Source organism: Bordetella genomosp. 5, from assembly GCF_002261475.1.
In the GTDB taxonomy this organism is placed as follows: domain Bacteria; phylum Pseudomonadota; class Gammaproteobacteria; order Burkholderiales; family Burkholderiaceae_B; genus Bordetella.
The window spans coordinates 60,062-84,044 of record NZ_NEVN01000003.1 but is presented as its reverse complement, the minus strand read 5'-3'; the positions used below and the strand labels follow the sequence as shown (position 1 = coordinate 84,044).

At 66.6% G+C, this 23,983-nt stretch carries 22 protein-coding genes; 6 read left to right on the top strand and 16 right to left on the bottom strand.

The features are described 5' to 3' along the window. Positions 1–170: 170 nt before the first annotated feature. The 3 genes from CEK29_RS06255 to CEK29_RS06245 form a co-directional block, all read right to left on the bottom strand. Positions 171–1,115, bottom strand: a complete 945-nt coding sequence (locus CEK29_RS06255; protein ID WP_094798834.1) for a CysB family HTH-type transcriptional regulator — start codon at positions 1,113–1,115, stop codon at positions 171–173. Positions 1,116–1,362: 247 nt separating this feature from the next. Beyond that, on the bottom strand, positions 1,363–2,856 hold the full coding sequence (locus tag CEK29_RS06250; protein ID WP_094798833.1) for a CoA-acylating methylmalonate-semialdehyde dehydrogenase: 1,494 nt from the start codon (positions 2,854–2,856) through the stop codon (positions 1,363–1,365). 93 nt (positions 2,857–2,949) lie between these two features. Beyond that, the gene (locus tag CEK29_RS06245; protein ID WP_440588308.1) at positions 2,950–4,092 is read right to left on the bottom strand and encodes an ABC transporter substrate-binding protein; all 1,143 of its coding nucleotides are present in this window, start codon (positions 4,090–4,092) and stop codon (positions 2,950–2,952) included. Between the two features lie 270 nt (positions 4,093–4,362). Here CEK29_RS06245 and CEK29_RS06240 point away from each other — a divergent pair, with 270 nt between their 5' ends. Then, positions 4,363–5,283, top strand: a complete 921-nt coding sequence (locus CEK29_RS06240; RefSeq protein ID WP_094857619.1) for a LysR family transcriptional regulator — start codon at positions 4,363–4,365, stop codon at positions 5,281–5,283. A 108-nt stretch (positions 5,284–5,391) separates the two neighbouring features. On the opposite strand, the gene lptF is transcribed toward CEK29_RS06240, so the two are convergent. After that, positions 5,392–6,510: an LPS export ABC transporter permease LptF gene (lptF, locus tag CEK29_RS06235; protein WP_094798830.1), complete on the bottom strand. Its 1,119-nt coding sequence runs from the start codon at positions 6,508–6,510 to the stop codon at positions 5,392–5,394. A gap of 54 nt (positions 6,511–6,564) precedes the next feature. On the opposite strand from lptF, the gene CEK29_RS06230 reads away from it, so the two are divergent. The 4 genes from CEK29_RS06230 to CEK29_RS06215 all read left to right on the top strand — a co-directional run bounded on the left by CEK29_RS06230 (position 6,565) and on the right by CEK29_RS06215 (position 10,079). Continuing rightward, entirely contained in the window at positions 6,565–8,073 is a 1,509-nt protein-coding gene (locus CEK29_RS06230) for a leucyl aminopeptidase (RefSeq protein WP_094798829.1), read from the top strand. A gap of 13 nt (positions 8,074–8,086) precedes the next feature. Next, entirely contained in the window at positions 8,087–8,527 is a 441-nt protein-coding gene (locus CEK29_RS06225; RefSeq protein WP_094857618.1) for a DNA polymerase III subunit chi, read from the top strand. Between the two features lie 38 nt (positions 8,528–8,565). Beyond that, the gene (locus tag CEK29_RS06220) at positions 8,566–9,177 is read left to right on the top strand and encodes a hypothetical protein (RefSeq protein ID WP_094798827.1); all 612 of its coding nucleotides are present in this window, start codon (positions 8,566–8,568) and stop codon (positions 9,175–9,177) included. Between the two features lie 194 nt (positions 9,178–9,371). Beyond that, positions 9,372–10,079 (top strand): Bax inhibitor-1/YccA family protein, encoded by a 708-nt coding sequence (locus tag CEK29_RS06215; protein ID WP_094798826.1) that lies wholly within the window; start codon positions 9,372–9,374, stop codon positions 10,077–10,079. Between the two features lie 51 nt (positions 10,080–10,130). On the opposite strand, the gene CEK29_RS06210 is transcribed toward CEK29_RS06215, so the two are convergent. The 4 genes from CEK29_RS06210 to CEK29_RS06195 form a co-directional block, all read right to left on the bottom strand. Beyond that, on the bottom strand, positions 10,131–10,475 hold the full coding sequence (locus tag CEK29_RS06210) for a Zn-ribbon domain-containing OB-fold protein (protein ID WP_094857617.1): 345 nt from the start codon (positions 10,473–10,475) through the stop codon (positions 10,131–10,133). Further along, the gene (locus tag CEK29_RS06205) at positions 10,472–11,617 is read right to left on the bottom strand and encodes a thiolase family protein (protein WP_094857616.1); all 1,146 of its coding nucleotides are present in this window, start codon (positions 11,615–11,617) and stop codon (positions 10,472–10,474) included. Before CEK29_RS06205 ends, CEK29_RS06210 begins: the two co-directional genes overlap by 4 nt. Further along, entirely contained in the window at positions 11,617–12,942 is a 1,326-nt protein-coding gene (locus CEK29_RS06200; RefSeq protein WP_094798823.1) for an MFS transporter, read from the bottom strand. Before CEK29_RS06200 ends, CEK29_RS06205 begins: the two co-directional genes overlap by 1 nt. Positions 12,943–13,009: 67 nt before the next feature. Beyond that, positions 13,010–14,578 carry an ATP-dependent acyl-CoA ligase gene (locus CEK29_RS06195; protein WP_094857615.1) on the bottom strand — a complete coding sequence of 523 codons (1,569 nt, stop codon included), beginning with the start codon at positions 14,576–14,578 and terminating at the stop codon, positions 13,010–13,012. A 136-nt stretch (positions 14,579–14,714) separates the two neighbouring features. Between CEK29_RS06195 and CEK29_RS06190 the strand changes: the two genes are divergently transcribed. Then, a complete protein-coding gene (locus CEK29_RS06190) occupies positions 14,715–15,629 on the top strand; it encodes a LysR family transcriptional regulator (protein ID WP_094857614.1) in 915 nt (304 codons plus the stop codon). A gap of 10 nt (positions 15,630–15,639) precedes the next feature. On the opposite strand, the gene recO is transcribed toward CEK29_RS06190, so the two are convergent. The 8 genes from recO to CEK29_RS06150 all read right to left on the bottom strand — a co-directional run bounded on the left by recO (position 15,640) and on the right by CEK29_RS06150 (position 23,980). Continuing rightward, positions 15,640–16,227 (bottom strand): DNA repair protein RecO, encoded by a 588-nt coding sequence (gene recO / locus CEK29_RS06185; protein ID WP_094798820.1) that lies wholly within the window; start codon positions 16,225–16,227, stop codon positions 15,640–15,642. After that, on the bottom strand, positions 16,220–17,110 hold the full coding sequence (era, locus tag CEK29_RS06180; RefSeq protein WP_094798819.1) for a GTPase Era: 891 nt from the start codon (positions 17,108–17,110) through the stop codon (positions 16,220–16,222). The genes recO and era overlap by 8 nt, the downstream gene beginning before the upstream one ends. Continuing rightward, entirely contained in the window at positions 17,107–17,868 is a 762-nt protein-coding gene (gene rnc / locus CEK29_RS06175) for a ribonuclease III (protein ID WP_094798818.1), read from the bottom strand. Before rnc ends, era begins: the two co-directional genes overlap by 4 nt. 6 nt (positions 17,869–17,874) lie before the next feature. Then, the gene (gene lepB / locus CEK29_RS06170; protein ID WP_094798817.1) at positions 17,875–18,759 is read right to left on the bottom strand and encodes a signal peptidase I; all 885 of its coding nucleotides are present in this window, start codon (positions 18,757–18,759) and stop codon (positions 17,875–17,877) included. A gap of 21 nt (positions 18,760–18,780) precedes the next feature. Then, on the bottom strand, positions 18,781–20,574 hold the full coding sequence (gene lepA / locus CEK29_RS06165; RefSeq protein ID WP_094798816.1) for a translation elongation factor 4: 1,794 nt from the start codon (positions 20,572–20,574) through the stop codon (positions 18,781–18,783). A 283-nt stretch (positions 20,575–20,857) separates the two neighbouring features. Continuing rightward, positions 20,858–22,351, bottom strand: coding sequence for a DegQ family serine endoprotease (locus tag CEK29_RS06160; RefSeq protein WP_094798815.1), 1,494 nt, complete (start codon positions 22,349–22,351; stop codon positions 20,858–20,860). A 46-nt stretch (positions 22,352–22,397) separates the two neighbouring features. Next, entirely contained in the window at positions 22,398–23,444 is a 1,047-nt protein-coding gene (locus tag CEK29_RS06155) for a MucB/RseB C-terminal domain-containing protein (RefSeq protein ID WP_094798814.1), read from the bottom strand. Further along, positions 23,444–23,980 (bottom strand): sigma-E factor negative regulatory protein, encoded by a 537-nt coding sequence (locus CEK29_RS06150; RefSeq protein ID WP_094857613.1) that lies wholly within the window; start codon positions 23,978–23,980, stop codon positions 23,444–23,446. Before CEK29_RS06150 ends, CEK29_RS06155 begins: the two co-directional genes overlap by 1 nt. Between the last annotated feature and the right edge of the window lie 3 nt (positions 23,981–23,983).

The following is a 23,983-nucleotide window of genomic DNA, read 5'->3' as shown; positions in this document are numbered from 1 at the left end:
GATAATGATTCCCATTGATGCCTTCAACCGAAATAACACTTATTCTTATTTAATTCTTTCAATCGCCCCCTCGATACGCATAGGAACGCCCGCGCCCCGCCCTCTCCCCATGTCGACATAAAGCAAAAAAAAACCGCCCCTGAGGGCGGCTTTCGTCGTCGGATCCGCGATCAGCGCGGCACGCCCTGGACGGCGTCGGTCACGACCTGGCGGGTGAGCGCGGGCGCCAGCATCTCCAGGAAGGTGTACACGTAGTCGCGCAGGAACACGCCGGCCTTCACGCCGACCCGCGTGGTGTGGGTGCCGAACAGATGGCCGACCGGCAGGCCCACCAGGTTGCTGTCGCGGCGGGGATCGTAGGCGACCCCGGCGATGATGCCGATGCCCAGTCCCACGTCGACGTAGGTCTTGATCACGTCGGCGTCGATCGCCTCGAGCACGATGTCGGGGTGCACTCCCTGGCTGGCGAATACCTCGTCGATCGTGGTCCGCCCGGTGAAGGCGCGGTCGTAGGTCACGATGGGGTATTCGGCCAACTGCGACAGCGTGATGCGCTTGGCGGCGCTCGAGGTCAGCTCCGCGAGCGGATGATCCGGCCGCACCACCACGGTGTGTTCCCACGCGTACACCGGCAAGGTCGCCAGACCCGGCGTCAGCGCGAGCGACTCGGTCGCCAGCGCCAGGTCGGCCTGTTCGTGCAGCACCATTTCGGCCAGCTGCGACGGGCTGCCTTCGGCGAGCGACAGGTGCACCTTGGGGAATTGCTTGCGGAACGCGGGGATCACGCGCGGCAGCAGGTAGCGCGCCTGCGTGTGCGTGCACGCGATCACCAGCCCGCCTTCGTCGCGGCGGGCGAATTCATCGCTGACTTTTTTGAGGTTATCGACTTCGCGCATGATGCGGTCGATCACCTGCGACACGGCCAGACCGGGTTTGGTCAGACCCTTGATCCGCTTGCCGTGCCGTTCGAAGATCTTGATGCCAAGTTCGTCTTCGAACTCGATGATGGCCTTCGAAACGCCGGGCTGCGACGTGTAGAGCATGCGCGCGGCTTCGGTCAGATTGAAGTCCCGGCGGATGGTCTCCCGCACAAAGCGGAATTGTTGAAGGTTCATGTGAGGCCCCTGATGACAGGAGCTGATTATAGGTAATATAGAACGCAGTCTATATAACTTATAAGCATTTACTTAGCAGGGACGCTTAGGATTGCGGGACGGACCCTCCGTGTATCGGGCAGCCGCGGCGCCGTGCCCGCCGCGGCCATGCCGCGCTCGAGCGTGGCGCCGACGCCAGTACAAAAGCGCGGGGCCGGACCGCCTCCGGTCCGGCCCCGCGCATCATTCCCTCACGCGACGGACGGGATCAGCGCATGGAAATCGTGGTGTTGACGGAGCGGCCGTGGGCGGACCAGCGCGCGGTGACCGTCTTGGTCTGGGTCCAGAACTGCACCGCCTGCTTGCCGTTGGGGCCCAGATCGCCCAGCTTGGAGCCGCGCGAGCCGGTGAAGCTGAACCAGGCCACCGGCACCGGGATCGGGATGTTGATGCCGACCTGGCCCACGTCGATGTTGTTCTGGAAGTAGCGGGCGGCGCCCCCGTCCTGGGTGAACAGCGCGACGCCGTTGCCATTGGGATTGCGATTGATGAACGCGACCGCGTCTTCGAGCGTTTCGACGCCCACCACGCACAGCACCGGCCCGAAAATCTCTTCGCGGTAGATCGTCATTTCGTCGGTCACGCCGTCGAAGATCGTGGGGCCGACGAAGTTGCCCGACTCGAAGCCCGACACCTGGATGTTGCGGCCGTCGAGCAGCAGCTTGGCGCCTTCGTCCACGCCCTGCTGGATCAGGCCCTCGACACGCTTCTTGGCGTTCGGCGACACGAGCGGGCCGAGATCGGCCTGGCGATCGGTGCCATTGTTGACCTTGAGCTTGCGCGAGCGCTCCACGAAATCGGGCAGCCAGTTGCGTGCCTCGCCCACCAGCACCGCCACCGAGGTGGCCATGCAGCGCTGACCGGCCGCACCGAAGGCGGCGCCGACCAGCTGGTTGAGCGCGACTTCGGGATCGGCATCCGGCAACACCACGCAGTGGTTCTTCGCACCCATCATCGATTGGCAGCGCTTGCCCGCATTGGAGGCGCGGTTGTAGATCTCGGTGCCCACGCGCGTCGAGCCGATGAAGGACACCGCCTTGATGTCCGGATGCTCGCACAGGCCATTGGCGATATCGGGCCCGCCGTGCACCACGTTGAGCACGCCCGGCGGCAGGCCCGCCTCGAGCGCGAGCTGTGCCAGGAACAGCGAGGCCGTGGGATCCTGCTCGGAGGGCTTGAGCACGAAGGTGTTGCCGCAGGCCACCGCGATCGGGAACATGAAGCACGGCAGCATCACCGGGAAATTGAACGCCGTGATGCCGGCGCACACGCCCAGCGGCTGGATCAGCGTGTAGACGTCGATGCCGCCGGCCGCGTTCTCGGCGTATTCGCCCAGCTGCAGGTTCGCGATCGAGCACGCGTGCTCGACCACTTCGAGCCCGCGGCCGACCTCGCCCTCGGCGTCGGGCAGCGTCTTGCCGTGCTCGCGCGTGATCATTTCGGCGAGCTTGGTCGTGTTGTCGCGCAGCAGTTGCTGCAGCTTGAGCATCACGCGCATGCGCGCGCCCTGCCCGCTGTTGCGCCAGGTCTGGAAGGCTTCCTTGGCATTGGCCACGGCGAGATCCAGCTCTTCGCGCGTGGCGAACGGCACTTGCGCCACGACTTCCTGCGTGGCGGGATTGATCACGTCGCGCCATTCGGTGGTCTTGGACTGCACCAGTTTGCCGCCGATCAAGAGCGGTACGCGGGGGACTTCACTCATGGCTTGCTCCTCAGACTGCAGGGTGTTGCGGCACGCGCCGCGATGGGAGGACGGCCCGCCACGCGGGCCGCCGGATAACGAATCGAATGACGCTCAGTTCTGCTTGACCAGCGGGCAGGTCGAATCGGCGAGCGGCTGGAAAGCCTCGGCCGCGGGAATGGTGGCGACGAGCTTGGAGTAATCCCAGCCGCCCTTCGAGTCGGCGGGCTTCTTGACCTCGTAGAGATACATGTCGTGGATCACGCGGCCGTCGGGACGGATCGAGGCATTGCGCATGATCGGATCCTTGATCGGCAGCTCGCGCATCTTGTCGGCCACGACCTTGCCGTCGGTGCTGCGCGTGGCGGCCACGGCGCGCAGGTAGTGCAGCACGCTCGAGTACACGCCGGCCTGGGTCATGGTGGGCTTGAGGCCGCGGAAGGCTTTTTCGAAACGGGCGGACCAGCCGCGCGTCGCGTCGTCGTAGTCCCAGTAGAAGCCATCGACATACGACAGGCCCTGCGCGTTATCCAGCCCGAGCGCGCGCAGGTCGGACAGGAAAATCAGCAGCGAGACAAGACGCTGGCCACCGGCCACGATGCCGAACTCGCGCGCCTGCTTGACGGCATTGACGGTGTCCTGCCCGCCGTTGGCGAGGGCCACGACCTGGGCCTTGGAGCTTTGCGCCTGCAGCAGATACGAGGCGAAATCGGGTGCGTTCAGCGGATGGCGCACACTGCCCGCCACCGTCCCGCCCAACGACTTCACCGCCTTCACCGTATCGGCTTCGAGCGAGTGGCCGAAAGCGTAGTCCACGGTCACGAAGAACCAGGACTTGCCGCCCGAGCGCACGGTCGCCTTCGCGCCGCCCGCCGATTGCGAGTAGGTGTCGAACATCCAGTGGAAGCCGACGGGTGAGCATTCCTTGTTGGTCAGGGCCGTGGTGGCCGGACCGGAGAACATCACCACTTTGTTTTTCTCGCGGGCGATGCCCTGCACGGCCAGCGCCACCGCCGAGTTGGTGAGGTCCGCGATGGCCGAGACGCCGTCGCGGTCGAACCATTCGCGCGCACGGGCCGCGCCGACGTCGGCCTTGTTCTGATTGTCGGCCGACACCAGCTCGATCTTCATCCCCTTGCATTCGGCGGCCAGGCAATCGTCGATCGCCAATTGCGCCGCGGCCACGGAACCCGGCCCGCCCATGCCGGCATAGGTGCCGGACATATCCGTCAGCACCCCGATCTTGACCGGCGGCATGTCGGCCGCCGCGACGGGTCCCGCTCCCAAAACGACGCCCAGGCCCAACCCTGCAGCGATAGCGCTCACATGCAATTTCATGACCTTGTCTCCGGTGTTTTCTGCCTCCGGCCACCTGCGCGGCCAGGGCATTTTTCGTGGGCTCACTCCCTGCTGCGCGGGACGCGGAACCGGGGTGGCCGGCCTAGTGTAGATGTGTGAAAATCCACCAGCAACGCCAGGAATGCACATTGGTTGTGCATTCATGCACAACCAAATCCAAGGGTCACCATGCTCGATTGGGACAGCCTCCGCTACTTTCTCGAGGTCGCGCGCACCCAGCGCGTCAGCGCGGCGGCACGCCGGCTGGGCGTGGAGCACACCACGGTGTCGCGGCGCATCCGCGGGCTCGAAGCCGAGCTCGGCAGCCTGCTGTTCGAGAAATCCCGCAGCGCCGGGTTCGTGCTCACCGAAGACGGCCAACGGCTGTTCGTTCACGCCGAACAACTCGAAAGCACCGTGCAGACGGCACGCGAAAGCCTCTCGGGCATCGGCCAGGCGCTGTCCGGCCACGTTCGCATCGGGGCGACCGAAGGCTTCGGCAGCTACGTCGTGACGCCGCTGGCCGCGGACTTCCAGCGGCGCTATCCCCACATCACGCTCGATATCCTGCCGGTGCCGCGCTTCGTCAGCCTGTCAAAGCGCGAGGCGGATCTGGCGATCACGATCGAGCGGCCGCAACGCGGGCCCTACATCTGCAGCAAGCTGTGCGACTACACCCTGATGCTTTACGGCACGCCGCAGTATCTGGCGCGCCATGCCCCGATCCGCCGCCGCGAAGACCTGGCCGAGCACAACTTCATCGGCTATGTCGACGAGCTGCTTTTCAGTGAGCGGCTGCGTTACCTCGAAGACCTGCTGCCCAACAGCCGCGTCATGCTACGCAGCACCAGCGTGGTCGCGCAGTACCACGCGGCCTTGCAGGGCCAGTCGCTCGCAATCCTGCCCTGCTTCATCGCCGCCCAGGATCCCCGGCTCGTACCGGTGCTGGACGCGGACGTCGCGATCACGCGCAGCTTCTGGATGTATTGCCACGAAGACCTGTACAAGCTCAAGCGGGTGAGCCTCTTGTGGGATTTCATGCGGCGCTCGGTCGAACACAACACCGGCCTGCTGCAGGGGCAGCGCGGCAGGATGCGCTACCTGGCCTGAACGCCCGCGCCCTGTCCGCCCAGCGGGCGCGCGACCGCGCCACGGTCTTAAATCTCGCCTGGAATGCAAAAGGGCGCCGTTGCGGCGCCCTGTGCGGAATGCGATCGATCAGGAAGCGGTGTTCTTCTTGTGATCACGCGGCGCTTTCACGCGCAGCCGGCGCATCAGCAGGAATGCGAACAGTCCCGCCACGACGGCATGAATGGCCCACACGCCGATACCGAAGCTGATCTTGCCGCTGCCGATCCAGGCGCGCGACAGGTTGATCATGTTCATGTAGAGCAGCCCCACCAGGCCCGCGATCAGCAGGTCGCCCGAGCGGCCCAGGCGCGGATTCACCGCGCCGAGCGGAATCGCGAGCAACGCGAGATTGAGGGCGGCCAGCGGCATCGCGATACGCCACATGATCTGCGACCACGCGCTGTCGGTGTTGTCGGCGATGAGCTGCATGGTCGGACGCGCCTTGCTCGAGCGCTCTGCCGCGGCGCGCGCCTCGGCGAGCGGGTCTTCTCCGCCTTTGCTCTCGAGGCGCAAACCGTAGGTCGCGAACTCGCTCAGCCGCATTTCGGGCGTGCCGGGCTTGAGGTCGTAGCGATTGCCTTCGGACAGCACCAGAAAGCGATCGCCGTTGGCGAGCGTTTCGCTGTGCGCGCTGCGCGCGGTCAGGACGCTGAACCATTCGGGATCGATGGCGCGCGCGAACACGGCGCCGAGCTCGTCACCCGGGCGGGTGGGGTCTTCGGCGAAGAACACCCGGTCGCCGCGGCCCGACTCGGCGAATTGCCCCGCCGCCACCTTGGACAGATCCGAGCGCTGCTCGAAGCGTTCGCGATACTCGCCGATCTGACGATAGGCCCAGGGCGAGGCCATCAGCGTCAGCACGGCGATCAGCGCCGCCACCGGCACCGCGACGCGCAGCACGGGGCGCAGCCAGTCGGCCAGCGACAGGCCGCTGGCGAACCAGACCACCATTTCGGATTCGCGATAATTGCGCGTGACCGTAGTGAGCACCGCGATGAACAGCGACACCGCCAGCACCGTGGGCAGGGCCGTGATCGTGGAGAATGCGGCCAGGCCCATCACCACGTCGGCACCAATGCTGCCACCTGCCGCTTCGCCCAACAGGCGTACGAGCAGAACGCTTAGCCACACGACGACGAGCGTTGAAAACACAACGCCAGCGTGACTGGTAATCTCGCTGACGACTGACCGTTTGAATAGAGACATGGAAGAATTTGCGGGATAATCGTCCGCAACATACGACGCACTCGGGAAATCCCCATGGAATTTAGCACACAGACCACCGCTTCCCTGCATCAAATCAAGACCTCGGCCCTCGCCGTGGGCGTGTTTGCCGATGGCATCCTGAGCCCGGCGGCCGAATTGATCGACCGCGCGGCCAACGGCGCCGTGCGCGCCGTGGTCAAAACCGAATTCCGCGGCCGCGCCGGCGCCACGCTGGTGCTGCGCAGTCTGCAAGGCGTGAGCGCGCAGCGCGTGATTCTGGTGGGCCTGGGCAAGCGCGAGGATTACAACGCGCGCACCCACGCCAGCGCCGAACAGGCCTTCGCCTCGGCATGCGTGGCCGCTCAGCTCACGGAAGGCGTCTCGACGCTGGCCGCCAATGTGATCGACGACGTCTCGATCCGCGCCCGCACCCGCGCCGCCGCGATCTCGGCCGGCGCCGCCACCTATCACTACGACGCCACGTTCGGCAAACCCGACCGCGACGCGCAGCCCAAGCTCAAGAAGATCACGCAGGTCGTCGAGCGCACCGATACCGCGCAGGCGCAGCTCGGCCTGCGCGAGGGCGGCGCCATCGCCAATGGCATGACGCTCACCCGCACGCTGGGCAACCTGCCGGGCAACATCTGCACCCCCACCTATCTCGCCGACACCGCGCGCAAGCTGGCGCGCGAGTTCAAGGGCTCGCTGAAGGTCGAAGTGCTGGATCAGGCCAAGGTCGAAGCGCTGGGCATGGGCTCCTTCGCATCGGTGGCCCGCGGTTCGGCCGAACCGCTGCGCTTCATCGTGCTGCGCTACAGCGGCAAGGCCGCCAAGAAGAGCAAGACGGCGGCCGGTCCGGTGGTGCTGGTCGGCAAAGGCATCACGTTCGACTCGGGCGGCATCTCGATCAAGCCCGCCGCCACGATGGACGAAATGAAGTACGACATGTGCGGCGCGGCGAGCGTGCTGGGCACCTTCCGTGCCCTCGCCGAGCTCGAGCTGCCGCTCGACGTGGTCGGCCTGATCGCCGCCTGCGAAAACATGCCCAGCGGCACGGCCAACAAACCGGGCGATGTCGTCACCAGCATGTCCGGCCAGACCATCGAAATCCTCAACACCGACGCCGAAGGCCGCCTGGTGCTGTGCGACGCGCTCACCTACGCCGAACGCTTCAAGCCTTCGGCCGTGATCGACATCGCCACCCTGACCGGCGCATGCGTCGTGGCGCTCGGCAGCGTCAACACCGGCCTGTTCTCGAAGAACGACGATCTGGCCGACGCGCTTCTGACCGCCGGCCGCGAAGCCATGGACACGGCATGGCGCATGCCGATGGACGACGCCTATCAGGATCAGCTGAAGTCCAACTTCGCCGACATCGCCAACATCGGAGGCCCGCAGGCCGGCGCCGTCACGGCGGCGTGCTTCCTGTCGCGTTTCGCCAAGGCGTATCCCTGGGCGCATCTGGACATCGCCGGCACCGCCTGGAAGGGTGGCAAGGACAAGGGCGCCACCGGCCGTCCGGTTCCGCTGCTGATGCAGTACCTGCTCGACCAGGCCGCCTGATGCGGCGCACGGCATGACCCGCGTCGACTTCGCCTTCGGCGCGCCCGACCGCCTGCGCGCAGCCTGCCAGACCGCGCGCAAGCGCTATCTGGCGGGCCAGCGCCTGGTGGTGTACTGCAGTGACGGCACACGTCTGTCGGCCTTCGACCGCATGTTGTGGGCCTTCGACGACACCGCGTTCGTACCGCACGTGCTGGCCAAGGATCCGCTCGCCGACCGCACGCCGATCGTGCTCACGGCCGCGGATCCGCAGGATGCCCCCGGCATGCCGGATGCGGGCGCCTGGCTGCTCAACCTGGACGATGCCTGCCCGCCTCGCTACGATGGTTTCGAGCGCGTGCTCGAGATCGTCTCCGACGAGGCGGCCGACCGCCAGTCGGCCCGCCTGCGCTGGCGCGACTACCAGGCCGCCGGCCACAGCCTGCACAGCCACGACCTGAGCCGCGGCGCCTGAGCGCGCCGCGCGCCAGCCCTCTTTTGTTTCGCATTGCCATGCCCCGCCCCCATACCGATCCCGGCATTCCCACGCTGACCCAGCGGGTCGAGCCCACGCTGCCCTCCGCCAGCGAGGCTGACGACGCGCGCGCGCCTTCGTCGCACGCCGCGCCCGCGCTCGCCGCGGACCCGGCCGAGACGCCCGCCGCCGACGAGTCGCTGCCGTTCGATGTGCCCGTGCTGGATCAGGTCTGGGAGCCCTCGGCGGCGCTGGCGCCCGCCGATCCGCTGGCGGAGCCGATGATCGCCCCGCCGGCCGCCACCTCCCCTGAGCCCGCCGCCGCCACGCCGTGGTCGGCCGACGCGCTCACCGGCTCGCAGGCCGCCTCGCTGGCGGCCGCCAGCCTGACGGAGCATGCGGGCGCGCGCACGCCGGCTCCCGCCGTGGCCGCCGCCGTGCCCGTCGCGCCAGCTGCCGCTGCCGCACCCGCCGCCGCCGACCCCGTGCCGCCCGGCGCCGAACCCGTCCTGCGTGCGCTGCTGCAGGCCGAGCTCGAAACCGCCGTGCAAGAGGCCGCCGAGCAGGCCGCCGCCGACATGCGCGCCCGCCTCGAGGCCGACCTGCCGGCGCTGATCGATCGCGCGCTGGCCCGCCTGCGCCGGGGCTGACAGGAACCCCGACGCCGGCGTTGCGGTCGGATAGGGGTAGCTTGAACGCGCGGAGGCACGCGCGGCTTATCCGTCTTGATTGTCTGCCAACTGGCCCCATATGTTCCAAAATGCTGGATCATTAAGGGAACTGTCAGGTAGACTTCCCGTCTAAGCTATCTAGGCAAGATCACTTTGCCGCACAAGGAGTCGTCATGAACGAATACCGTCCGTCCCCTTTTAACCGTTCCGGTTATGCCGGCGCGCCGGGCGAAGTCGTCCGGAACAAAGTGCTGCGCAACACCTACTGGCTGCTGGCGCTGTCGCTGATCCCGACGGTGCTGGGCGCGGCCGTGGGCATGTACACCGGCATCAACCGCGTCATGGCCGGTAGCCCGGGCCTGTCGGCCATCGTGTTTCTGGTCGGCGCATTCGGCCTGATGTTCGCCATCGAGAAGAACAAGAACAACTCGCTGGGCGTGACCCTGCTGCTCGCGTTCACGTTCTTCATGGGCGTGATGCTGTCGCGTCTGCTGGGCTTCGTGCTCGGCATGGGCAACGGCGCACAGCTGGTGATGCTCGCCTTCGGCGGCACGGCTGCGGTGTTCGCCACCATGGCCACGCTGGCCACCACGATCAAGCGCGACCTCTCGTCGATGCAGAAGTGGCTGTTCGTCGGCGCGGTCGTGATCCTGGTCGCGGCACTGGCCAACATCTTCCTGCAGATCCCGGCGCTGATGCTGACGGTCTCGGTGCTCGCCATCGTGATCTTCTCGGCCTTCATGCTGGTCGACCTGCAGCGCGTGGTCAACGGCGGCGAAACCAACTACGTTTCCGCCACGCTGGCCATCTACCTCGACGTCTACAACGTCTTCTCGAACCTGCTGATGCTGCTCGGCATCTTCGGCGGCAATCGCGAATAAGGCGCGGGCAGGCTAGCTGCACTGTCCTGCGCGTTACCCCCACCCGCAAGCCTACTGGCCTGCGGGTTTTTTTTCGTCTCGCGCCGCGGACGTTGCGGCGACGCCCAGCGGCAGCGCCCAGGGCGCGGGATGCTCGCCGCCACGGTCTTCCAGCCGCACGCGCTGCCCAGACGCGGCGTCGGCGCCGGCATGCCGCGCCACCAGCGTCACGCCGCCCGCCACCGCCACGCTGACGATGAGGGACCCATCGCGTTGCCGCGTATGCGCCGTGATCGTGCCCTCGCGCACCGGCACGGGATCGAAGGTCTCCGCGCCGCACGCTGGACAGCCTAGGCGCGCAGGGAACATCACGTGGCCGCAGCCCCGGCATTGCCAGATCAGTACCGCACCGCTCATCGCGCCTCCCGCCGTTCGAGTACCGCTGCGTTCGCGCACATGCCATAGCGGTACTGAACCATGCCGTAACCCGTGCACAGACCGAGCCGGGCCCCGGGGCGTTGACGCGTGCCAGCCCGCCCCAGTAGTTGCCGCGCCACCTCGACCAAACCATGCATGCCACCGGCGGTTCCGGCCTGCCCGGCCGACAGCTGCCCGCCCGCCGTGTTCAGCGCCAGCGAACCGGTGGCGATGCGGGTCTGCACGAGACGTGGCAGGTCGCCGTCGGCCGCGAAGCCCAGGTCGTCGAGCTGCGCCAGCGCGATGGCGGGATAGTCGTCGTACACGCTGACCACCTCCATGTCGGCGGGCCCCGCGTCCGCGTCGGCCCACAGCGCCGGCGCGCAGGCACGCAGTCCCGTCCGCAGGCCATCGCCTTCCTGCTGATCGCCGTTGTAGTCGGCCGTGGCGGCGCGCAGCGTCACGTGCACGCCGGCCGGCCCGGCCTGCAGCACCACGGCGGCCGCCCCGCTCACCACCGGCACGCAATCCAGACGCGACAAGGGTTCGCACACCATGGGCGCGGCGAGATAGTCGTCGAGCGTGATGGGCGTGCGAAACGCGGCCTGCGCGTAGTCCGCCGCATGGGCACGCTGCGCGACGCACAGCGCCCCGTAGTCGGCCCGGCCCACGCCGCGCTCGTTCATCTGTCGCTGCGTCACCATCGCAAACAAGGGATTCGGCCCGACGCAGCCCAGCGGACTGAGCAGATCCCGGGCGGTGCCGTTGTAGTCTCGGACCAGCGCGGTGAAATCGGCGCCGCCGAAGTGGTCGCCAGCCAGCAGGACCACGGTGCGCGCCTGACCGGCCTGCAGCGCCAGCCAGGCCTGCCGCAGGAGGTTGACCGCGCTCGCGCCGCCGAGCTCGTCCTGCAGGCACCAGCGCAGGCGCAGCCCCATGCGCCAGGCGAAGTCGATGGCACGGTCCGGCTTGAGCGTGAAGGATGCCAGCCCCAGGCCATCGACGTCGCGCAGCCGCAGGCCCGCATCGTCCAGCGCCTCGCGCAGGGCCTGCGCCAGCAGGCCGGCCGTGGAAACGCCCTGCGGCGGATGCCGCATGAGCGGCGTTTCCGCGACGCCGGTAATGCCGATGGCCGTCGCCATCAGGCGCCCGCGCCGCGGCCGCCCGTGTCCCGCTCGGGCTCGCGCGTGAGCAGCAAGGTGACCACCGTGATGGCCGCCATGCCCATCAGAAACCAGGCCACCGGCGTGGCCGACTCGTAGTGGCGCAACAGCGCCATCGCGATCAACGGCGACAGGCCGCCTGCGAAAACAGAAGCGAGCTCGTGACCCAGCGCCAGCCCGGTATAACGCACCTCCGCCGGAAACAGCTCCGCGAAGTACGCCGGTTGCGTGCCGATCATGGCGGCGTGGCACACGGTATTGCCGAGGAAGAAAGCCAGGAAAATCCAGACGGTCTGCTGCGTCTGCACCAGCCAGAAGAACGGAAACGCCACCAGCATCAGTCCGGCCGCGCCGATCAGGTAGACCGTGCGACGCCCGATGCGGTCCGACAGATGGCCGAACCACACCAGCGTGCCGAGCTCGATGAACATCGAGAACAGCACGCCCCCGAGCATCACGTCGTTCGAGATGCCGAGAAACTTGCCGTAGGCGAGCGCGAACGCGAGGAAGATGTACGAACCCCCGTTTTCGGCGATGCGCAGGCCCATCGCCGTGAAGACCTGGCGCGGATACTTGCGGAACACCTCGAGCGCGGGCATGCGCGTGTCGCTTTTTTTGCGCGCGCGCACGAACTCCTCGCTCTCGGGGATGCGCTTGCGGATATACAGCCCGACGCCAAAGATGATGAAGCTGAGCAGGAACGGCAGACGCCAGCCCCAGCTCATGAAGTCTTCGTGCGGCAGTTGCTGCGCCAGCATGAACACGCCCGACGACAACACGAAACCGCCCGCCACGCCAAGCTGGCTCCACGCCGAGAAGAAGCCCCGCCGGCGGCCATCGACGGCTTCGCTGATGAGCAGCACGCCGCCGCCCCACTCACCGCCCGCGGCCGCGCCCTGCAGCAGGCGCAGCACGACCATGGCGATGGGCGCCCAGAATCCGATCTGCTCATAGGTCGGCAACAGACCGATCAGGAAGGTCGCCACGCCCATCAGGCCCAGCGTCCATTCGAGCGCGAGCTTGCGGCCATAGCGGTCGCCCACGTGGCCAAAAATCACACCGCCCAGGGGCCGCGCGAAGAAGCCGACGGCGAAGCCCGCGAACGCGCCCATCGTGCCGAGCATGGGGTCGGTGCCCTTGGGGAAAAACAGCTCCCCGAACACCAGCGCCGCCGCCGTGCCGTAGATAAAGAAGTCGTACCACTCCATCGCATTGCCCGCGATGGACGCCACCACCACCCGCCGCGTGCGCTGCCGCTGCGCGTCCTCCTGGGCGGGTGCCGCCTCGATATGGCTGATCGTCATTGCTGCCCCTTGTCGTGTTGGTTGTTTGTCTACAGCATGTGGGCGCGACCACCGCCCTCGTGGCGGATCAGCGCATGACGCGATAGCCCGCCGCCTCGCGGTCCCAGGCGTCGACCGTGACGCCCTCTTCTCGCAAAGTGAACTTGCGCACCTTGCCGTTCTCGGTGCGCGGCAGATCAGGCATCAGCCGCACGTAGCGCGGGACCGCGAAGTACGGCATGCGGGGCTGGCAGAAATCCAGCAGTTCCGCCGGCTCGATCGGCTCGCCGGGCCGGCAGCACACGGCGGCCATCACTTCATCCTCGGCCAGCTCCGAACGCACCGCATACACCGCCGCCGCCGCGATCGCGGGATGGGCGAGCAGTACCTGCTCGACCTCGTAGGAAGAGATGTTCTCGCCCCGGCGCCGGATCGCGTCCTTCATGCGATCCAGAAATCGGAAGTAGCCATCGCCATCGCGCACGACGCGATCGCCCGTGTGGAACCACAGATTGCGCCAGGCCTGGACCGTTTGCGCGTCCATGGCGAAGTAGCCGGTGGCGATGGCGTTGGGCACGCGCGGCCGCAGCAGCAATTCGCCCGGCTCGCCGTCGGCCGCCGGCTGGTCATGGTCATCCGCGACGCAGGCGTCGAACTCCGGCGCCACGCGGCCCATCGTGCCGGCGCGCTGATCGGCCAGGGTGCCGCCAATGGCGAAATTGGTTTCGGTCGAGCCATAGCCTTCGAGCAGGCCGATGCCGGTGCGCGCCAGAAACTGCGCGTGAAACCGTTCGGGCACGCCGGGCGCCAGCGCGATACGGCAGCGATGCGCACGCTCGCCGGCATCGGCCGCGCGCGACAGCAGCATCGGCACCATGGCGCCGAGCAGATACGTGACGGTCGCGCCGGTCTGAGCCAGACGCTGGTAGTAGCGGCTGACCGAAAAGCGCGCATCGCAGGTGAGCGTCGCGCCCGCCAGCAAGGCTTGGAAACAGGCGTTGAGCGCGTTCGTGTGGAACAACGGCAGAGTGGTGTAGAGGTGATCGTCCGCGCCGATCTCCAGATTGCGCGCCGTCAGCACGCCCCACCAATAGAACTGCGCGTGCGGACAGCACACGCCCTTGGACATGCCCGATGTGCCCGAGGTGTAGAGGATGGCCAGCGTATCGCCCGGCGCCAGATCGGCCGCGGGCGCGCCCTCGTCGGGCAGCGCCGGGCGCACCCGCCAGGGCACCGGCATGGCGGGGGGATGCGCGGGCGCATCCAGCAGCCACACCTCGCGCAACGGCAGGCCCTGCGCGTCCAGCCCCGACAAGGCGTCGCAGGCGGCCTCGTCCGCGACGAGCAGCGTACAGGCGCTGTTGGCCAGCATATGGCGCAGCTGCATGCCGCGCGTGGCCGTGTTCAGCGGCACGACCACCGCGCCCAGCCAGGCGCAGCCGAGCACCAGCATCAGGAACTCGATGCGGTTGCCGGCCATCAGCGCGACGCGGTCGCCCCGCCGCACGCCGTGCGCCGCAAGCAGCGCCGCCCACCGTGCCGCCGCCGCTGGGGCTTCGGCGTAACTAAGCGTGCCGCCCGGCGCATGCATCCACGCGCGTGCGGGCCAGCGTTCGGCCTGCTGCATCAATAACGAAGGCAAAGTGACACGCCGCATAGCCGTGATTCCCCTTGTTTTGCGCCACCCCGAGGCCAGCCTGCAGGGAGCGAAATCAGTCTAGGAATCAACTATTTATATGTCAAATTTATAGGTATTATTTTTCTTATAAACCTGGCTGATATAAGGGGCATGCATGGCGTTCGATCTGAACTTGATGCGGGTTTTCCTGACCGTGCTGGAAGAGCGCAGCGTGACGCGCGCCGCGCGCCGCCTCAACCTGACCCAGCCCGCGGTGAGCTATGCCCTCACCCGTTTGCGCGAGCAGTTCGACGACCCGCTGTTCGTCCGCACGCCCGCCGGCATGGCGCCGACGCCGGTGGCCTACGCGCTGGCCGAGCCCATCGAACGCGGCATGAGCGAGTTCGCCGAGGCCCTGGCCCTGCGCCAGACCTTCGATCCCACCCGCAGCGAACGGCACTTCCGTCTATCGATGTCGGATATCGGCGAGATGGTTTTTCTGCCCAGCCTGATGGAGCGGGTGCATGCGCGCGCGCCCAAGCTGCGGGTCGAAGTGCAGGAGGTGCCGCTCGAGTCGGTGCACGATGCGCTCAAGCGCGGCGAGGTCGATCTGGCCATCGGCAATCTGGCCGGCCTGGGGCGCCGCACCCGTCATGCCGACCTGTTCGCCGAACGCTATGTCTGCATGGGCCGACGCGGCCATCCCGTGCTGGCACAGGGCCTGACCCGGGCGCAATTCCGCCGGCTCGATCACATCATGGTGGCCGCGCGCGCCAGTGCGCACCGACAGCTCGAAGAGGTGCTGGGCGAGGCCGGCCTGCACCGGCGGCCCTACCTCACCCTGCCCCACTTCTCGGCGGCCGCCGAGATCGTGAAGCGCACGGACCTCACCGTCACGCTGCCGTACCGCGCGGCGCAATGGTTCAACAAGGGGGAGGAATTCGAGGTTTGCGCGCTGCCTTTCACGCTGGCGCCCTTGTCGGTCACGGTGCACTGGCACCCGCGCTTCGAGCGCGATCCCGGCACCGTGTGGCTGCGCGACCTGGTGATCGACGCGTTGGCCGACGCGCCCGACGCCGCGCGCGCGTAGCGCCGCGCCGCTACACCCGTTGCAGCTCCATCAACACGCGGCGCGTCGAGAGCGGCCGCCCGGCGAGGTTGATGTCGAGCCGCTCGCGCAGCTCGCGGCGCAAGGTGGGCTCGAGCTGCGCGTCGTTGAAATCGGGCTCCCCTTCGTCGACGCCGTAGCCGATTTCGCGCAGCAGAATCCATTCGAAGCGTCGCAGCGCCCCCGCGGCCCGGCTGCCCTGCGCGAGCTGGGTCAACGCGGTTTCGTAGGCATCGAACAGCACCGGATGGGCGTCCTCGCGCGGCAGCAGGCGCAGCAGGAGCTCGTTCATGTACCAGGCGGACATCAGCGCGGCGCCCCCGAGCGGGTGGATGCCATCGACTTCGGCCTTGGTGAGGGTTTTGACTTCGCTGGCGCCCGACCAGGACAGCATCAGGGGCTGGAAGGCGCTCAAGACCGGCCGCAGCACCGAATAGGGGCGCTTGGCCCCCTTCGCGACCATGGCGACACAGCCATGGTCACGCGAGAAGGTCTGGACGATCAGGGAGGTTTCGCGCCACGCGGTCGCGTGGAGCATGTAGGCACGGCAATCGTGGACGCGATGCGCCCGTTTACTCATAGCCCAGATCGCGCAACGCGCTCTCGCGATCCGACCAGCCCTTGCGCACCTTGATGTAGACCTCGAGGTGCACGGGCTTGTCGAGCAGCTTCGCGATGTCCTGGCGGGCTTCGGTGGCGATGCGCTTCATGTGCTGGCCGCCGGCGCCGAGCAGGATGGGCTTATGGCTGTCGCGTTCGACCACCACGCAGGCGGCGATGCGCGCGCCGGCGTCGTTTTCTTCCCATTGCTCGATCACGACGGTACAGCCGTAGGGCAGCTCATCGCCCACCAGACGGAAAATCTTTTCGCGCACGAGCTCCGCGGCGATGAAGCGCATCGGGCGGTCGGTGAGCGTGTCTTCCTCGAACATCGGCTCGCCTTCGGGCAGGCGTGTCGCGATCTCGTCGAGGAGCTGGTCGAGCTGGTGATTCTTGGTGGCGCTCACGGGCACCACGGCGCCATAGGGATGCTGCGCCATCAGCTTGGCCACGAACGGAAACAGCTCGTCGCGGCTCTTGAGCGCGTCGATCTTGCTGATGGCCAGAATGGTGCGCTCGGGCGCGGGCAGCAAGGGCAGCAGCTTGGCGTCGCCGTCGGTCCATTTGCCGGCCTCGACCACGTGCACGACGACATCCACGTCGTTCAGGGCCTGCGTGACCACGCGGTTCATCATGCGGTTCATCGCGCCGCCGTGGCGGGTCTGGAAGCCCGGCGTGTCGACGAACACGAACTGCTCGTGCTCACGCGTGAGCACGCCATGGATGCGATGCCGGGTGGTCTGCGCCTTGCGCGAGACGATCGAGATCTTCGAGCCGATGAGGGCGTTGGTCAAGGTGGACTTGCCGACGTTGGGGCGACCCACGATGGCGACAAAACCGGTACGGGAAACGGGGGTGTTCATTTAACCTCTTGGGCCACTGCCACGGGCAGCGACAATTGCGCGGTCTTGCGCGCACGGCCGGATTTCTTGGCGGCCTTGGGCGGCGGGCTGACGGCCTGCGCCGCTTCCAGGGCCAGCTTGGCGGCGGATTGCTCGGCGGCACGCCGGCTCGCGCCCGCGGCCACCACCTTGATGTCGAAGCCGGCGACAGCGCACTCGACTTCGAACTGTTGACTGTGGGCCGCGCCATGCGTGGCAACCACGGTGTACACCGGCAGGGCCATCTTGCGGCCCTGCAAAAATTCCTGCAGCAGGGTCTTGGCGTCTTTGCCGAGGGTCTGGAGATCGACGCTCGCGAGCACGGGCTCGTACTGGCCTTCGATCACCTTGCGCGCGGCCTCGAAGCCGGCGTCGAGGAACACGCCGCCGAACAGCGCTTCGACCGTGTCGGCCAGAATCGACGGGCGACGGAAACCGCCGCTCTTGAGCTCGCCTTCGCCGAGGCGCAGAAACTGGGAGAGGTCGAGACGCTGGGCGATATCGGCGAGCGACGCCTGCTTGACGAGATTGGCGCGCACGCGCGACAGATCGCCTTCGTCGAGCTTGGGGTAGCGTTGATAGAGCATCGCCGCCACGACGAAGTTCAGCACAGAGTCGCCCAGAAACTCCAGCCGCTCGTTATGACGCGCACCGTGACTACGGTGCGTCAGCGCCTGTTCGAGCAGGGCCTGATCACCGAAGCGGTGACCGAGGCGGGTTTCCAGCGTGGCTAAAGACATGATCTATCAGTGAAAGCGGCCGATACGGCTGAGATCGCCAAAGTTCATCCAGACAAAGAAGGCCTTGCCCACGATATTACTGTCAGGAACGAATCCCCAGTAACGACTGTCGGCACTATTGTCACGGTTGTCACCCATTGCGAAGTAATTGCCCGGCGGTACTTTGCAGCGTACTCCATTGCGCAGGTACTGGCATTGGTCGGCGCTGGGAAACTTCCAGATCGGCCCAAAATCCTGCGATCGTTGCTCATCGAGCAGGATTTTGTGCTCAACGTCGCCCAATTTCTCTCGGTACTGCGCGATGTAGGAGACGCGATCGGGCTCGAAATAGTCGCCGTCACGGGTATGCGGCACCAATTGACCGTTGACGTAGAGCTTCTTGTCCAGATAGGCCACCTCGTCGCCCGGCAGGCCGACGATGCGCTTGATGTAGTCGACATCGGGATCCACGGGGTAGCGGAACACGACGACGTCGCCACGCGCCGGTTGCCCGACCTCGATCACCTTGCGATCGAGCACGGGCAGGCGAATGCCATAGCTGAACTTGTTCACCAGGATGAGATCGCCCGATTGCAGCGTGGGCAGCATCGAACCCGACGGAATGCGAAACGGCTCGACGACGAACGAACGCAGCACGAACACGAACAGGATCACCGGGAAGAAACTGACCGCGTACTCCACCCACCACGGCGAGCGCATCGCGTCGTCGACGGCGACGCGGCGCTGGCGCTCGGCTTCCTGCGCGTCGCCGATCTGCGCGGCGGCCACCTGATCGGCCGCCGCCTTGGCACGGCGTTGCCGGCCGCGACGCAGCACCAACAGATCCAAAGCCCAGACGACGCCGGTCACGACCAGCAGCACAAAAAGAATCAGTGCAAAGTTCCAGCTCATTTATTACCGCCTCTTGGGGGTTTACTTGTCTTCCACCTGCAGGATGGCGAGGAATGCCTCTTGAGGGATTTCGACGCTGCCCACCTGCTTCATGCGCTTCTTGCCGGCCTTCTGCTTTTCGAGGAGCTTCTTCTTGCGGCTGATGTCGCCGCCATAGCACTTGGCCAGCACGTTCTTGCGCAACGCCTTGACGTTTTCGCGCGCGATCACTTCGGCGCCGATGGCGGCCTGGATCGCGACGTCGTACATCTGGCGCGGAATCAGCTCACGCATGCGCGACACCACGTCACGCGCCCGATAGCGCGCGTTGGAACGGTGCACGATCATGGCGAGCGCGTCGACGCGGTCGCTGTTGATGAGCAGGTCGACCTTGACCACGTCGGCCGAGCGGTACTCGAGGAACTCATAGTCCATCGAGGCATAGCCGCGCGACACCGATTTAAGGCGGTCGAAGAAGTCGAGCACGATCTCGGCCAGCGGGATCTCGTAGGTGAGATGGACCTGGCGGCCGTGGTAGGTCATGTTGATCTGCACGCCGCGCTTGTTGTTGCACAGCGTCATCACAGGGCCCACGTACTCCTGCGGCATGAACAGCGTGACCGTCACGATGGGCTCGCGAATGTCGTTGATCTTGCCGACTTCGGGCATGCGCGACGGGCTCTCGATGGTCAGCACCGTGCCGTCGCGCTGTTCGACTTCGTACACCACGGACGGCGCCGTGGTGATGATGTCCATGTCGAACTCGCGCTCCAGACGTTCCTGCACGATCTCCATGTGGAGCAGGCCGAGGAAGCCGCAACGGAAGCCGAAGCCCAGTGCCTGGGACACTTCGGGCTCGAACATCAGCGCCGCATCGTTGAGCTTGAGCTTCTCGAGCGAGTCGCGAAGTTGATCGTATTCGGAGCTCTCGACCGGATACAGGCCCGCGAACACCTGCGGCTTCACTTCCTTGAAGCCGGGCAGCGGTTCGGGCGCGGCCTTGCCGGCCAGCGTGATGGTGTCGCCCACCTTGGCGTGCGCCAGCTCTTTGATGCCGGCGATGATGAAGCCGACCTCGCCCGCCGACAGCTGGGCGCGCTGCTCGGACTTGGGCGTGAACACACCCGTCTGCTCGCACAGGTGGGTGGCACCGTTGGCCATGAACAGGATCTTGTCTTTCGGGCGCAGCGTGCCATTGACGATGCGCACCAGCATGACGACGCCGACGTAGTTGTCGAACCACGAATCGATGATGAGCGCCTGCAGCGGCGCCGTCGGGTCGCCCTTGGGCGCCGGGACGCGCGCGACGATCATCTCGAGAATTTCGTCGATGCCCACGCCGGTCTTGGCGCTCGCCAGGACCGCGCCGCTGGCGTCGATGCCGATCACGTCTTCGACTTCCTGGCGCGCGCCCTCGGGATCGGCCTGCGGCAGATCCATCTTGTTCAGCACGGGCAGCACTTCGACGCCGAGCTCGATCGCGGTGTAGCAGTTGGCGACGGTCTGGGCCTCGACACCCTGCGAGGCGTCGACCACGAGCAGCGCCCCTTCGCACGCGGACAGCGAACGGCTGACTTCATACGAGAAGTCGACGTGCCCCGGGGTGTCGATGAGGTTGAGGTTGTAGACCTTGCCGTCCTGCGCCTTGTAGTGCAGGGCCGCGGTCTGGGCCTTGATGGTGATGCCGCGCTCGCGCTCGATATCCATCGAGTCCAGCACTTGCGCCGACATTTCGCGATCCGCCAACCCGCCGCAGCGATGGATCAGGCGATCGGCCAGGGTCGATTTACCGTGATCGATGTGGGCAATGATGGAGAAGTTGCGGATATGCTGCATAAAGAGTTATTTAGGGACAGAGCAAACCGGGAAATCCGATGTCAGCCCGAGGCGCAGGGCGCCGGGCGCGTCAAACGGGGCAGAGCCCCTGGGCGCGGCGCCGGTGCCTGGCGCCAGCTGCCGGCAAGGGCGGCCGGCAAGGGCAAGGCGACGCAAAACAGTGTCCGCACGAGGTGCCGGCGTGGGTGCCGGCGGCGGATCGGACCAGGGGAGACCAAAAACGAAGGGGCGCCCAGCGCCCCCTCGTTTAGTGGCAACCAGCCATTTTAGCCGGTCTTGGCGCTTATTTGGACGGCTGCACCGCAACCCACTGCGCCTGACCGCCGCGGCGGTACAACAGACCCACCACCTTGGACTTATCCAGCTTGGACACGACCTTGTTGAATTGCTCGGCGTTGATGACGTCGGTGTCGTTCACGGCAAGCAGAATGTCGCCTTCCTGAAGACCCGCGGCAGCCGCCGGACCCTGGGCCAGGCGCACCTGCACGCCACCCTTGATCTTGAGCTTCTTCTGCATGTCGGCGGGCACATCGGCCACGCCCAGACCCAGATGGTTGGTCACTTCGGGCTTGGCTTCACGCTCGGCCTTGCCTTTGGCCTGAGCGGTCTGCTCGGCCTGCAGTTCGGCGACCTTGACGGTCAGCGTGACGCTGCGACCCTTGCGCCAGACTTCGATCTTGCCTTCGCTCTCCGGCTTGGTTTCGCCGACGATGCGCGGCAGATCCGACCAGCGCTTGATGGTCTCGCCATTGAACTTGAGGATCACGTCGCCCGGCTGCACACCGCCCTTCTCGGCGGGGCCGTCCGGCTCGACGCTGTTCACCAGCGCGCCCTCGGCACGCGGCAGACCGATGGCATCGGCGACATCCTTGCTGACTTCGCCGATCTGCACGCCGATACGGCCGCGCGTGACCTTGCCGGTGGCGCGCAGCTGATCGACCACGCGCATGGCTTCGTCGATCGGGATCGCGAGCGAGATGCCCATGAAGCCGCCGCTGCGCGAGATGATCTGCGAATTGATGCCGACCACCTCACCCTGCATGTTCAGCAGCGGGCCGCCCGAGTTGCCGGGGTTCACGGCCACGTCGGTCTGGATGAACGGCAGATACTCGCCGGTGTCGCGGCCGATCGCGCTGACGATGCCGGAGGTCACGGTGGAGTCCAGGCCGAACGGCGAACCGATCGCGAGCACCCACTGGCCCTTCTTGAGCAGCTTGGTGTTGCCGACCGGCAGCGGCGTCATGCCCTTGGCTTCGACCTTGATCAGCGCGACGTCGGTGCGCTCGTCGGTGCCGATGACCTTGGCCTTGAATTCACGGCCGTCGGTCAGCGTGACGTAGATATCCGTCGCGTCGCTGATGACGTGGTTGTTGGTGAGGATGTAGCCGTCTTCGGAGATGAAGAAGCCGGAACCCACGCCGCGCGGCACGGTGCGCTCTTCAGGCTGCGCCTGCGGCGGCTGACGACGCGGACCCGGCGTCGGGCCGGGGGGCTGGAAGTCCGGCCCGAAGAACCAGCGGAACAGCTCGTACGGATCGCCGTTGCCGCCGCCAGGGCCACCGGGGCCTCCGCGCACGGGCACGGTGGCCGTGGTGCGGATGTTGACCACGGCCGGCTCGGCCTTCTCGACGATCGATGTGAAATCGGGCAGCACCCCGCCCGCGACGGGCGTCTGGGCATGTGCCAGTTGAGGCTGGGCGGAAACCAGCATGGTCCCGACCATCATGGCCAGGAAAAAGCGCCGGAAAAAAGAGTTCGACACTGTAGTTGCGTTCATTACCTTGAGCTCCGTAAAGACCCCAACACCTTTTGCAGGCTTGTTCTTATTTGGCGGCTGGAGTGGGCACGTATTCGGTGCCTTGCGCGAGTTGTTCGAGCGTCGTCACCGGTACCTCACCCAACGCCGTCAACCAGAAATCTGCAATACGCGTTCCGTAAATGTTGATGGCACCGCGCTGGATCAGACCAGCGGGAGGATGCTGGTGGCGATCAGGATCGTAGGGTTCGATGAAGACCGAAATCGCCGCCAATCCATCCGACAGCACGACCTGGCTAACGGTTCCCTTGCCCATGTGCCGCGCGACCTGCATCACGGCCAGAAAGCCTTGCGGCGCAGGAATGCGCCAGCCTTGCGCGACGAGATCGACCGGTTTCATGGTCATCTCGACCACCTTCCAGTCGCGGATGTTCCAGCGCGAGGACAGCTGCGCGGGATCGACATCGCTGCCCAGACGGATCGACGAGAACGAGACCTGCTCGATCACGCCCCGGCCCGGGTCGAAGGTCTGCGCCTTCAGCAAGAGATTGGTCTTCACGTCGGCACAGAGACGATAGCCGTAGCGCAGCCCATCGCGCGGCTCGACGGTGATCAGCCGGCACTCGCGGTCAGCGACGCGGTGCAGCTTTTCTTCGGCACGAATCGTGTAATGCTTGGTGAGGTCGGCGGGATCGCCCAGCAGCAGACCCGGGAAGCGATCGCCACGACGGCGCTCCAGCAACACGGTCTTGTGCTCGGGCACGAGGCATTGGACGTCGTCGTTGTGACGCAGGTACTCGCGCGGCTGGCCGTCGAGGATCTCGAGGCGCTCGCGCTCACCGGTGCCATCGACCACGTGCACCAGACGCGACGACTGGATGACTTCGCCCTGTTGATACATGAACACGCCGGCGTAGTCCTGCTTGCGCGCGGCCTGCTGGATATCGGCGAGCAACTGAACCGGATCGGCGGACGGCGGCGCGCTTTGGGCCAGCGCGGCGCCGTGCAACGCCATGAGCGCCATCAGCGCACACGCGGCCTGCGCCGCGAAACGGCGTTGCCGCACTGCCATGCGCGTGAACGTCACTGCGCGCACGTCCTGCGACTGTGCCATCAACGCCCCGCTCCGGCCTCGAAGGAGACCTGGCGTACCGCACTCGGGCCGGCCATCTGGCGATGGGCCTCGAGGTAATCGCGCAGGGGGCCGTCATCGGCGCCCGACGCAGCGGCACCCGGCGCACCGGCGCCCGGCACGGCCGCGTCGGCCAGCACCTGGGTGGGCGCGGGGTTGATGCCGCCCGCCACGTAGGGCTGAGCGACCCAGGCCACGGTGGCGACCGCGGCGGCCACGGCCAGGCCGGACAGGCCCATGCGCAGGTGCGACCGGCGGCTGCGGCGCGGGGCGGCCACGATGGGCAGCTCGGCTTCGAGGGCGCGCGACAGGCGCGCCTGGAAGTCGGCGCTCGGCGTGATCACCGGCCCGGGGTTGCGCAACGCGTCACCGATGAGGTGATACGTGCTCCAGGCCTGACGGGCCTGCGGGCTCGTCAGGTTTTCGAAAAAGTCCTCGGATCCTTCGCCATCCATCCAGGCGGAAACCGATTCCTCCCATGAAGAATCGGCGATCTCGGACTTGGCTACTGTTTGCATGAC